Raw genomic sequence first — 12,789 nt, forward strand, 5'->3', positions numbered from 1 at the left:
CGAATTTAGAGATTGCGATAAAAAATCCAGAGATCATAGTTGTCATAACAGATCTCTGGATAACTTATAATCACAAAGTGTATTATACCCTTTTATCAGCCGTTCATCAAATCATCGAGTCCAATCAATTTGATGGTTGAAGATTCAGCTGCAAGCTCCTTAAGTCCATCTTCAAAGCCCTGAGCTGAGAACAGATAATAATAATCAGGGTTGAGCTTTGCTCTCTTTGAACAGCTTCTGATAAACTCGATATCAGATATGTCAAGCTTTCTGTTCCATGAGCAGATACCAACAAGAGTGTCTCCGATATCGCTCTGAGCAACAATATCAAGAGTACCCATCTTACCTACCCATTCACCTTCATCTTCAATCTTGAAGGGCAGTCTGTCGTATTCAGCCATCTTAAGAATATACTCTTTGCAAACAAGCTTAAATGCGTAATTTACATATTCCTGCAAACCATCAGAAATATACATATCATAAAAATCTTCAGCATCCATTCTGATAATCTTACTGAGATTCTGATAAAGGAATCTGAAGAAGAAGTGAGCAAGAGGATCAATTATTCTGTAAACGCCCTTCTGCACATTTTCATGTCCGGTTGTTGAGAATGAGTAAACCTTCTCAACCATGCCAAGATCAATAAGGCTCTTTAAGTAAACCATGATCTTAGCTCTTGAGAATCCTGTAGCATGATGGATATCATTTAGCTTGTTCTGTCCGTTTGCAAGTCCATAAAGAATGGTATTGTAAACAGCTGTCTCTCTCAGGTTCTCTTCAAGCATTGCACTTGTAGTCCTGAGGAGGACACTATTGCTTGCATCGAGGAATTTATCGATGACATTCTGCTTGAAAGTCTTTTCCTCATCAAAATAATCCCAAAGCTTTGCTTTTCCGCCAAATACAGAATATACGCAAACAACATCGGTATCACTCATTTTAGCGAACTTTCTTCTCATTTCCTGGAAAGAATATGGCTTAATCTTCAAAAATCCTGTTATGTAGGATGCCTGATTACCAAGCTTTGCTACCATATTATTCTCAATCCATGCAGCATTGTTTCCAAGAAGCAAGAGCATCATCTGAGGATGACCATCTCTATAGATTATCTTGCTGACTTTTTCAAGGAAATCCGGACTGGATTTCATTATCTCTTCAAATCGATCGATAAAAATAAGCAAAGGCTTGCCACTATTTATGGCCATTCTCTCGTATGCTTCAAAAATGGTCTCATAGTCAGGATATTCAGGAAGAGATGCACCCTTATCATGAAGATCTTTGGTCCAAATATACTGCTGCAATCTTTCAGATGATGAAACAGCACAATAATATGTGTACTGCTTATCCGATGCAAATGTAGTAAGTACAGTCTCACTGCCGGTTTTAATGTGACCATAAACAATTACAATCTGATTTTTCCCCGTCTCATAATAGCTGTTTAAAATATCTAGTTCTTGTACTTTGCTCTTTTCCATAGTCGGATTCCTATTCTTAAAAATTATTTCTTGTTAATGTAACCAAGTGCCTTAAGAAGCTCAGCGCATTCAACTGCTCCGCCTGCAGCTCCTCTTAATGTGTTATGTGAAAGGCCTACGAACTTGTAATCGTAAAGTGTATCCTCACGAAGACGACCTATGCTGATACCCATACCACCTTCATAGTTCACATCCAAAGCTACCTGAGGACGATTGTCATCTTCAAGATACTGAATAAACTGCTTAGGTGCGCTGGGAAGCTGGAGCTCCTGAGGCTTACCCTTAAATGTTACAAGCTTTTCGATAAGCTCTTCCTTTGAAACCTTTTTCTTAAATCTTACAAATGCAGCTGCTGTGTGACCGTATAAAACAGGTACGCGGATGCATTGGCAAGTAATAAGCGGACTTGTAGCTGGAACGATTACACCGTTCTCAATATGTCCCCAAATTCTAAGGGGCTCCATCTCACTCTTTTCTTCCTCACCGGAGATGAAAGGAATGATGTTGCCTTCCATTTCAGGCCACTCCTTGAAGTTCTTTCCTGCACCTGAAATAGCCTGGTATGTTGTAGCAACAACTTCATAAGGGCCATACTCTCTCCATGCGGAAAGTGCGGGAGCATAGCTCTGAATTGAACAGTTAGGCTTAACTGCGATAAAGCCTCTGGTTGTTCCAAGACGCTTCTTCTGGAATTCGATAACGTCTGAATGCTCAGGATTGATCTCCGGAACCATCATGGGAACATCAGGAGTCCATCTGTGAGCACTGTTATTTGAAACTACAGGAGTCTCTGTCTTTGCATACTCCTCTTCAATAGCCTTAATCTCATCCTTTGACATGTTTACAGCTGAAAGAACGAAATCTACGCCCTCTGTTACTTCTTTTACATTTGTAACATCCTTGATAATAAGCTTCTTAACGGCTTCAGGCATGGGAACTTCCATCTTCCATCTGTCGCCAACAGATTCTTCATAAGTCTTACCTGCACTTCTGGGGCTTGCTGCAACTACAGCAACTTCGAACCAAGGATGGTTCTCAAGAATAGTAATAAATCTCTGGCCTACCATTCCTGTTGCGCCAAGAACTGCTACTTTCAATTTCTCGCTCATTTTTTCACTCTCCTCTTATATAATAACTAAATTTGGTACCTAAAAAACATGCCGTCAGTCTTCATCCTGACAGTCCGGATATAACGGGCTATGGGTTTTAGTCCAGAAAAGATCAAGGAATTCAACGTTTCCTTTAATCTCATTTTTCATTGCCTCCGGACCCGGAGCTCCTACAGTAAGACGCTTCTCTACACAGGTCTTAAGGCTTATTGCATCATATACGTCTTTATCGAATTTATCGGAGAACTTCTTAAGTTCATCCAGCTCAAGATCTGATATTCCAACTTCTTTATCTATGCAATAAAGTACAAGTCTTCCTATTATGCCATGGGCATCTCTGAAAGGAACACCTTTGTTGACAAGATAGTCGGCTGCATCTGTGGCATCTGTAAAGCCTCTTATTGCGCTATTTTCCATGGTCTCTTTATTGAATTTCATGGTAGAAAGCATATCAGTGAAAAGAATAAGGCAGTTCTTAGTAGTATCAATTGCATCAAAGCTTACTTCCTTATCCTCCTGCATGTCCTTATCATAGGCAAGAGGGATTCCCTTCATGGTAACAAGAAGCGAATTCAGCGCTCCGTATACTCTTCCCGTCTTACCTCTTACAAGTTCTGCAATATCAGGATTCTTTTTCTGAGGCATAATGCTTGAACCTGTTGAATAAGCATCATCGATAGTGACAAAGCCGTATTCATTCGAGTTCCAGATTATTACTTCTTCACTGAATCTGGATAGATGCATCATTATTATAGAAAGAGCTGAAAGGTATTCAATCAGATAGTCTCTGTCTGATACAGAATCCATGCTGTTCTTTGTGGGTCCGAAGAAATCCAGCTGCTGTGCTACAAATTCTCTGTCCAGCGGATATGTGGTTCCTGCCAGTGCTCCGCTTCCAAGTGGACAAAAATTCATTAACATATAAATATTTTCAAGTCTACGGGAATCTCTTTTGAACATCTCAAAGTACGCTCCGAGATGATGTGCAAGTGTTACAGGCTGAGCTTTTTGAAGATGTGTAAAGCCCGGCATGTAAGTATGAATGTTTTCAGACATTAGTTTATTAAGAGTCTTTAACATATTGTAAAGAAGGTCAGCTGTATTACGAACCTCTTCACGGATGTAAAGACGCATATCAAGTGCCACCTGATCGTTCCTTGACCTACCGGTGTGCATTTTTTTGCCGACATCACCAATCCTGTCAATCAGATTTGATTCCAGGAAACTGTGAATGTCTTCATATTTATCTGTGATCTCAAGCTTACCATCTAAAACATCCTGCAAGATGGAATCGAGACCTTCAGCAATCTGCTTGCTCTCTTTCTGAGTGATTATGCCCTGCTTAGCGAGCATTTTTACATGAGCCTTGCTGCCGCATACGTCCTGAGCTATTAACCTCTTGTCAAAATAAATGGACGCATTAAATTTCCAGGCAAGCTCACTGATCTCACCCTGAAATCTTCCTCCCCATAGCTGTGCCATCGAATTCTCCTCTTTAAGTTAAATTACACATGAATATCTTTACATTAAATTATAGTATAACTTATCACAGTATAAAAGCAAAAACAAGGACAAAATTTAATTATTTTAAATCAACACAAAATGAGCGAATTTAATCTTGTAAATTGTACATTAAATATGTATAATTTGCTTTGTGACTGATGCAATTTGCTGGAATAGCGCAGTCGGTAGCGCAACTGATTCGTAATCAGTAGGTCGAGGGTTCAAGTCCCTTTTCCAGCTTAAAAATAAGCTTCACGAGGATATTTTCCCGTGAAGCTTTTTTAGTGTTTTGATTTACCAAAAATCTGATATTAAATTGGTTGTCATCTCATATGTACATCCACCTGAGGGAATGGTATCTCGATACCATTCTTATCAAAGGCTTTTTTGATGGCTTCGTTCATGGACCATTTTGCTTTAATGTACTCCTGGGGCTTAACCCAGCCTCTAATTCTTAAATTAACTCCTGAATCAGCAAGTTCATCTACATATACTGCGCATTCCTGCTTGTCTGAAATAAATTCATTATTATGCATTACATCAAGGGCTACTGCTCTTGCCTTATCAATATCCGCAGAATAGGCTATACTGCACATAGTATCAAGAATTCGCATCGAGTTACCAAAGTTATTAACAACAGTTGCTGATGCCAGAATCTTATTTGGCATTACGACCTTTCGAAAATCTGCAGTCAGCATCCTAGTGTTAATAAGTGCTATTTCAGTTACTGTTCCTTCCATACCGGATCCGGTAACTTCAATGTAATCGCCGACTCTGAAGGGCTTTGCTATTAAGATCAGTATACCGCTGGCAAAATCTGAAAGTGTTCCCTGAACAGCAAGACCGATAGCTACGCCGGCAGATCCGAGAAGTGCCACAATGCTTGCTGTGTCCATTCCAAAGCCCGCAGCTATTGAAAACAGAAGCATTATCTGAAGCGCAGCCTTTATGAATTTGGCAAGGAACATTGCTATCGCCTTATCGATTTTGGTTCTCTCAAGGGACTTCTCAATAATATTGGTTACAATCTTGATAGCCTGCCACAATACAACCAGAACTATAATGGCAAGTACTACCTTGACGCCTAAGGCAAAGGCCTTATCCGGAAGTTCTTTCATATATTTTTCGATAACTCCCGGATTAAGGTTTTCATTACCTGTAACTTCAGCTAACGTTTCCATAGCAGCCTCAGCCTGTGCAGTAGCTGTAGCTGCCGCTGTTGAAGTAAGGGCATTTATCATGTAATTCATTATGTATTATTCGTCCTTCTTTTTAGTATTTTTTGTATTTGTCTTTGTGGCTGTCTTCTTTGTGGTTTTAGAAGCAGTCTTCTTTGCTGTCGTTTTAGCTGTTGCAGTCTTTTTAGCAGAAGCCTTGGCAGCTGACTTCTTAGCTGAGCTGCCTGTTATGGACTTAAGAGCAGCCTCGGAAACAACGCTTGAAATTCTCTCTTCCTCTATCTGCTCATACTTCTTCTCAATTGCTTCCTCCTGAGCGGCAAGTTCTTTTTCATAGCGCTCATGAAGCTCCTTAAGAAGTTTAGCTTCTTCCTTCTCCTGTCTGTCCTTGAGCTCTCTAAGAGCCTTTTCACGCTCATTCTGCTTCTTTATTGCCTCTTCTTCGCGAATCTTTCTGATTTTCTTCTCCTGTGTTGTGTAAGGAGTGTATGAGAAAATAGCAATTGAAGTAGCAGCAACCTTAACAGGAATTGAATAAGGTCTTCCGTCAGCTTCAGTAAAATCAGCTTCAATTCTTCCGGGATTAACAATACCCTGTCCGCCAAAGTTGGTATCATCAGAGTTGAAAATCTCATAGTATTTACCATCAGCAGGAACGCCTACTTCGAAGGTTCTGTCTACACCTGCCATGTTTACAACTACAAGGAGCATGTCACCGTCTTTTTCTCCCTTACGGATAAAGGACATCATGCACTCCTCAGCTGCCATGCTGTTAACCCACTCAAAGCCTGCATCATTGGTATCAAGCTGATGAAGAGCCGGTCTCTGATTGTAGATCTCATTCAGCATGTGGATCATGTTTTCAAGGAAAACAGCGTTATCAATGCTGAGAGCTGAAGGATCCATGTAGAACATCTTCTTTCCGGGATGGCACATTGCATAAGCAACAGCAAGTCTGACACCTGCCATCTTTTGTGCTGAATCGCCGGGCATAAGATCATAAAGTCCTTCTAAGCCTTTTCCGATTTCTTCGTGAGTAAAGGCAAGGATAAATCTCTCTGTATAGCAGTAAATAAGCGAGAATGTAAGCTCATTATGATTACCTGATCTGAAAAGCGGATCGTTCTGAATGTAATCAAGGAAGTCCTTGGTCCATCCGTTGTTCCACTTATAGTCAAATCCAAGTCCGCCGTCATCAAGCTCTCCTGTAACTCTGGGCCAGCAGGAGGTCTCCTTGGTCATTGTGAGAAGTCCCGGATTCTTTGTCTTTAATACATTGTTAAAGTTGCAAAGGAATTCTTTTGCTTCAAGGTTCTCGTTTCCGCCATACATATTGGGAATCCACTGACCAGGCTTTCTGTCATAGTCAAGATAAAGGATCTTTGCTATATCTGCAGCTCTAAGTCCGTCCAAATGGAACTTCTGAGTCCAGAAAAGTCCGCAGGATACAAGGAAATTGGTAACCTGTTTTCTTCCAAAGTCAAAGATCAGATCACCGGTTCTGGGGTGTACGCCCATTCTGGGATCAGGATATTCATAGAGAGCCTGTCCGTCAAAGGCATTAAGTCCGCACTGAAGCTTCGGGAAAAATGTGGTAACAAAATCCATAAATACCTTGATACCTGCTTCGTGCATGATATTAACGAATTCCATAAATCCATCCGGTGTTCCATATCTTCCCTGAACTGAGAAGAAACCGGTAATATGATAAGGATGTCCTCCAATATGCTCCATTACAGGGAAAAGCTCAATAGCATTAAAGCCGTGATCCTGAACATAGGATAAAATATCAAGAGCAAGCTCCTTGTAATCAGGTATATGATTCTGATGCTTTGCTGCAAAAGATTCAATATTTATCTCACAAATTGAAAGAGGATCGCTGTCTCTGTCAAATTTTGTTCTATCCTTTATAAATGCTGCATCAGTCCACTTGAAGCCTTTAATTCCGACAACCTTAGATACAGTAAATTCCTTATCTGCAAAAGCATATCCGTAAGGATCAGGGCGCTTAAATATAACGCCGCCCTTTGTTTTTATTTCATACTGATAGCCTGCACCTTCCACTGCACCGGGAATAAAAATCTCAAAGACGCCGGACTGTTCAACTCTCTTCATCTGGTTGACTCTTCCGTCCCATTCATTGAAATCACCGATAACACTGACTCTTGCAGCATCCGGAGCCCATACAGCAAAGCTTGTACCTTCGATACCATTAATGGTCATAGGGTGTGCACCAAGCTTCTCATAGATGTCATAATGAATTCCGCTGTTGAACTTGATGAAGTCCTCTCTGTCCATCTGCGGCTGAAAATTATAGGCATCATAGATTTCTTTGGTCTCACCGTTATCAAGCTTTATCCTGTATTTATAATCGGTACCTTCCTTAATAGGTATCAGCGCTGCAAAAAAGCCTGCTTCATCTGCAAGCTCCATTTTATAAGTTTTGCTGCTACCAGAAGGTACAACTGTTATTTCAACTGCTGAGGGATAAAAGGTCTGAATAAGAAGATTGGAGCCAACTTTGTGGGCGCCCAAAATGCGATGAGGATCGTCTCCGTCAGAATAAATTATTTCTTCAATCTCCGGCCAATTCATAAGTTTATAAAGCTTATTGTTCATCACATTTACCTCCACCTACATAAATTTTCAAAATTCTCTGACAAATATTATAGCACAAAAACCGCCGCAGGTAGTCGTTTTATCAAATGGTCCATTTTCTTGTTCCGGTAAAGCTCGGATATTATCAGCATTTAACGAGTTCAAATGCTTTGCCCGAGCTTTAAATCACCGAAAATGGACCATTTGTTAAAACTTACTGCAGTGGCTTTTGTGCTTTTAAAATGTCCATGTATTTAAATTTTTTCTTTGTTAACTTCCCTAGTAAATTTCCGATTTTTTTGATGTATACCTAATAACAATCTTGCTTTCTAGTGAATGGTTAATCTCCGGTTGTAGTGGATTCGGAGGATTCTTCTGTTGATGATTCGATATTATCATTTGTGTTTTCTGATGTATCGACACTTGTAGAATCTTCTTCGGATGATGTTGTATCATCTGTTGTGGTTTCTTCAGTAACTCTTATGTCATCAGCTGAGAAGCCAAAGTTGGTTTTGATGATGGAGTTTACAGTGTAGATTGTAGGGTTATCGTCAACAAGAATGTAGTACTTGTTCACCGTGTTATTATAATCACCAATCTTGATTGTATGAGTATCACCAGTAGATAGCGTGATTTCCACGGTTTCAGCAGGTTCTGCAAGGCCAAAGTCAGAAAGGTCGCTGTAATCCTCTACTATCTGGTCTGAGGTAATTGATTTAAGTGAACTGATTTTTGTTGTAATCTTGCTTTCATCAACATCTACTGATGAATCCTCTTTTAATGTCCAGGTTTCATCGTCTGCTTTTTCAAGAGTAAACGCTCCGTTTGTATTTTTCACGTGCAATACTGTAACGTCAGCATCATCCCCTAATGATAAAGCGGTATAGGTAGATTCGCTCTCCTTTGCTGCTTCGTCCTTATTGTATTTTTGAAGTCCATAGTATCCACCCACAAAAACCAATAATAAAGCTAAAAGAATAATCAGCTGAACTTTTTGTTTTTTCATATTGTGCTCCAATCTGTTTTATTAAAATATAGAATTCTGCTTTCCCTAAGAAAAACAGAATTCTATTTACACTAAATTATTTATTTTCTTCTTCTGATGATCCAGACTGCAAGGCCTGCGAAGAATATCACAAGTACAAGTGCTGCAAAGCCTGCCATCATGAATATGCAATAGCTTCCTTTTATTGATAAGGGTGTTTCTGCGTCCTTGGCAGGAATTGTAACTAGTTCCTTATCAAATGTTACAAGGGCATTTATTGAGTTAGCAAAAAGTCTTACGTTGTTGCCCTGAACCATCTGGTCAGCGCCTTCAGTAAACATGTCACCTGAAGAATAGATAATCGCTGTTGATGATCCGGAATCAAGTTCTTTTACAGCTTTAAGACCTATAATGTAAGGACCGTTCTCGCTCTTATCATCAGGATTAGTAATTGACTGAAGGTAAGCACTGTCAGAACTCTTAAGAAGCTCTGTAACAGTAACGTCATCTTTTGCAGTATAACTAATAGCCTGACAAAGAGGTGCAAAAACACTTCCAAAGCCTTGTGATGTAATGGAGCTGGTAATAGTATCAGTTCCAAGTTCAGGTAAAATGTAATATGGATCAGAACCTGCTACATAGTTATTAGCATCTGCCTCAATAATCACATTGCCTTCTTCAAGGCTTGCACCATAGTAATCAAGGATCTTTCCAAAGTTAGTAAGCTCTCCGTCTGTCTTATAGAAGGTGATTATAAGTGCATTTCCGCCATTATTAAGATAATCAATTACCTTGTTTGCTTCATCCTCGCTGTAATCTACAAGAGGTGTATTGAGAATAAGGAGCTTGCAGTCATCCGGTACCTTTTCACTTGTAAGAAGTGAAAGCTCTGAAACCTTTATATTGTCCTTATCCAGAACATCGCTGAATTTGGATGTAAATGAAATCTCATTGTGTCCTGTGATGCTGTAGGCGTTCATCATGTCATCATCGGAGAGGCATACATATTGAAGTGCATAAGTAAGCTCGCCCTCTGAGTCATAACCTGTGATTGACTGCTGATAAGTCTGATAGTCCATTGTGGATTCGAACATATCATTATAATTGATAACCTTGCTTCTTCCGTTAGTCTCATTTACAACTATTACGCTTGAATAAGCAACCGAACTATCAGTGTAATTCTTTGCAAATTGAGGATTAAGAACAGGGTCAATATACTTAAGTGAAATATGATCATTTAATGATGCATACTGCTTTAGGATTTTCTCAATTGATTCATCCTTGGTCTTTGACTGGGCATCATCTTCCTGTGCAAAGAAATATAAAGTTATATCATCGGTGATCTCTCTTGCAATTTTCTCAGAGTCAGCTGTTAATGAATAAAGGTTCTGGGCTGTAACATCAGCTTCTCTTATCTCATCAGGTATCTGAAGTGCTGCCATATTTGCTGCTATAACCGCTGCAATAAGGATGATGACGGTTACAGAGCTGTAGGCTGTAATGCTGAAATTCTTTTTAGAAACAGAATATCTTCTCTTTTGAATTATCTGCACTGATAAGACAAGGAACAGAGCTGTTACTGATACAAAATAAACAATTGAAGTTACATCGCAGTTACCTGTCATCATCTTCGCCATTCTTGTTGAAAAATCAATGGTTGATGCAAGAAGATTCTTGGCAACAGTAGAATTTAAACTGTTATAAAAATTGGAGCTTAAATTACCAAGCAAAATAATAAGTATTGAAATTACTGCACAGATAAGCGGGTTATCTGAAAGGTTGGAAATGAAAATGCATATTGCAATAAGCATCACTCCATAAAGGAAGAACCCAAGTATACTTGTGTAATTCCATAAAAGCGGAACATCTCCGAAAAGATTCAGTACAAGAGGCATTGCGCAGATAAAAGCTACCGGTATGGCAAATATAGCTACAATTGCAAGGAACTTGCCAAACACGATACTACCGACAGATACAGGTGCTGTAAGTATCAGCTGATCTGTCTTATTTTTCCTCTCTTCTGAAAAAGCTCTCATGCTAAGGATCGGAATCAGGAACATCAGTCCCCAGTAACCAAGGTTATACAGGGATCCGTTTATATTGTTGGAAAGCCCCATAAGATTAAATATTGTAAAGAAAAGTGAAAACATAAAAATGACTGCAGCAATAAACAGCGGTCCGATAAATGAATGGAGATAGGATTTAAACTCCCTTTTAAATATAGCAAGCATTATTCCACATCCTCCTTATTTTCATCTTTTGATTCTTCAGGCTCAGCATTATCTTCGATAGGTGCTTCAACCTCGGCTTTTTCTTCATAAGACTCTTCAGCCTCAGTTTTATCTTCAGCGGGCTCAGTTTCTTTTGCTTCATTTTCGCTGTTATTCTTAGTCTCTGCTTCATCACCAAGGCCTGTTGCTTCAAGGAATACATCCTCAAGAGTCTTCTTCTGAGTCTCCATGGAAAGTACAGGAAGCCCAATTCCTGCAAGGGCTCTTGCGATATCGGCTCTGATGTCCTCAGATGAATTGTTGACTACTTCAACTATTACGCCACCCTGAGCATCCTTCTCTTCCTCAATAGTAATTTCAGAAATTGAAGGTACTCCTGCAAGGGCACCTCTGATCTGAGCTTCTGTACCAAGGATGGACATTTTAATATGCTCAGCACCGCTAAACTTATCTTCAAGTTCTGAAGGAGTTCCCTGACAAACAAGCTTGCCATGAGAAATAATTAGTACGTCATCGCAAACTTCATTAACCTCAGACAAAATATGTGAGCTGAGAATTACGATATGATCATCTCTGAGAGACCTGATAAGATTCCTTATCTCGATAATCTGCTGAGGATCAAGACCGACTGTGGGCTCATCTAAAATGATAACTTCAGGAAATCCAATAAGAGCCTGGGCAAGGCCTACTCTCTGTCTGTAACCTTTTGACAGGTTCCTGATCATGCGACCTTCATATTCGCCAAGCATAGTAAGGCTCATGATTTTCGCAAGCTGATCTCTTCTTTCTTTTTTGGGTACCTTTTTAAGATCTGCAACAAAATAAAGATATTCGGATACAGTCATATCCATATAAAGAGGCGGAAGCTCAGGAAGATATCCGATACACTTTTTAGCTTCCTCCGGTTCTTTTACAATATCATGTCCATCGATTGTTACCGTTCCCCCATTGGCAGCAATATATCCTGTCATGATGTTCATAGTTGTTGATTTACCTGCACCGTTAGGTCCAAGAAAACCGTAAATCTTACCTTTTTCAAGAGTAAATGATAAATGATCTACTGCTTTGTGATTGCCATAGCTTTTCACAATATCCTTGACTTCAATCACAGTAATTACCTCCCTTTATCGCTTTTAAAGCAAAAAAATCTGTGCAGTTAAGATAATCGCTTATCTCTATGCACAGACTTTAGTTTACTACTGTATTAAATTTAATTTGTGACTTAATATGCAAGAAATTGTGAAAAAACTGTGTTTTTACTGCTTACCCGTTGAACCAAAGCCGCCGGCTCCGCGCTCTGATTCCTTAAGCTCATCAGCAACCTCAAACTCTACCTCGAGATAAGGCTGGATGATGATCTGAGCAACTCTCTCATTGGGAGTAATGGTACGCTCTACATCAGAATCGTTATGTACAGCAACGATTATCTCACCGCGATAATCAGAATCAACAACTCCTACACAGTTAGCAGGGCGAAGACCTTCCTTCGTTGCGATACCGCTTCTGGCATATATTCCGCCAAAGTATCCATCAGGGATTTCCATAGCAAGGCCTGTTCCAATCTTTGCTGTTGTGTGAGGAGCGATCTTTGTATCCTCCTTCACATTGGCATAGAGGTCATAGCCTGCAGCTGCAAGACTGCCTCTTCCGGGAAGTGTAGCTTCGCTATCAAGCTTTTTAATTTTTACTAACATTTTTCATACTCTCCTT

General features: G+C 39.8%; 9 protein-coding genes and 1 tRNA gene. 1 reads left to right on the forward strand and 9 read right to left on the reverse strand.

The genetic code is table 11. The annotated features are described in order from the left end of the window. Positions 1-95 precede the first annotated feature (95 nt). The 3 genes from G603_RS0107710 to argH are packed head-to-tail and all read right to left on the reverse strand — an operon-like array spanning position 96 to position 4,066. The gene (locus G603_RS0107710) at positions 96-1,475 is read right to left on the reverse strand and encodes an ATP-binding protein (protein ID WP_026669852.1); all 1,380 of its coding nucleotides are present in this window, start codon (positions 1,473-1,475) and stop codon (positions 96-98) included. 23 nt (positions 1,476-1,498) lie between these two features. Next, a complete protein-coding gene (gene asd / locus G603_RS0107715) occupies positions 1,499-2,584 on the reverse strand; it encodes an aspartate-semialdehyde dehydrogenase (RefSeq protein ID WP_026669853.1) in 1,086 nt (361 codons plus the stop codon). A 54-nt stretch (positions 2,585-2,638) separates the two neighbouring features. Beyond that, positions 2,639-4,066 carry an argininosuccinate lyase gene (gene argH / locus G603_RS19665; protein ID WP_051207616.1) on the reverse strand — a complete coding sequence of 476 codons (1,428 nt, stop codon included), beginning with the start codon at positions 4,064-4,066 and terminating at the stop codon, positions 2,639-2,641. A 188-nt stretch (positions 4,067-4,254) separates the two neighbouring features. Here argH and G603_RS0107725 point away from each other — a divergent pair. After that, positions 4,255-4,327, forward strand: a tRNA-Thr gene (locus G603_RS0107725). Between the two features lie 83 nt (positions 4,328-4,410). Here G603_RS0107725 and G603_RS19670 read toward each other — a convergent pair. From G603_RS19670 to dut, 6 genes are all read right to left on the reverse strand, one after another. Further along, entirely contained in the window at positions 4,411-5,337 is a 927-nt protein-coding gene (locus G603_RS19670; RefSeq protein WP_081669862.1) for a mechanosensitive ion channel family protein, read from the reverse strand. A 6-nt stretch (positions 5,338-5,343) separates the two neighbouring features. Beyond that, positions 5,344-7,884 carry a 1,4-alpha-glucan branching protein GlgB gene (gene glgB / locus G603_RS19675; protein WP_051207618.1) on the reverse strand — a complete coding sequence of 847 codons (2,541 nt, stop codon included), beginning with the start codon at positions 7,882-7,884 and terminating at the stop codon, positions 5,344-5,346. Positions 7,885-8,203: 319 nt separating this feature from the next. Then, positions 8,204-8,869: a DUF4340 domain-containing protein gene (locus G603_RS0107740; RefSeq protein WP_026669854.1), complete on the reverse strand. Its 666-nt coding sequence runs from the start codon at positions 8,867-8,869 to the stop codon at positions 8,204-8,206. Positions 8,870-8,949: 80 nt separating this feature from the next. Continuing rightward, the gene (locus G603_RS0107745; protein ID WP_026669855.1) at positions 8,950-11,079 is read right to left on the reverse strand and encodes a Gldg family protein; all 2,130 of its coding nucleotides are present in this window, start codon (positions 11,077-11,079) and stop codon (positions 8,950-8,952) included. Beyond that, the gene (locus G603_RS0107750; protein ID WP_026669856.1) at positions 11,079-12,188 is read right to left on the reverse strand and encodes an ABC transporter ATP-binding protein; all 1,110 of its coding nucleotides are present in this window, start codon (positions 12,186-12,188) and stop codon (positions 11,079-11,081) included. The genes G603_RS0107745 and G603_RS0107750 overlap by 1 nt, the downstream gene beginning before the upstream one ends. Before the next feature lie 147 nt (positions 12,189-12,335). Beyond that, complete coding sequence (gene dut / locus G603_RS0107755; RefSeq protein ID WP_026669857.1) at positions 12,336-12,773, reverse strand: dUTP diphosphatase; 438 nt, start codon at positions 12,771-12,773, stop codon at positions 12,336-12,338. Between the last annotated feature and the right edge of the window lie 16 nt (positions 12,774-12,789).

The sequence above is a fragment of the Butyrivibrio sp. AE3006 genome (assembly GCF_000424165.1).
In the GTDB taxonomy this organism is placed as follows: domain Bacteria; phylum Bacillota; class Clostridia; order Lachnospirales; family Lachnospiraceae; genus Butyrivibrio.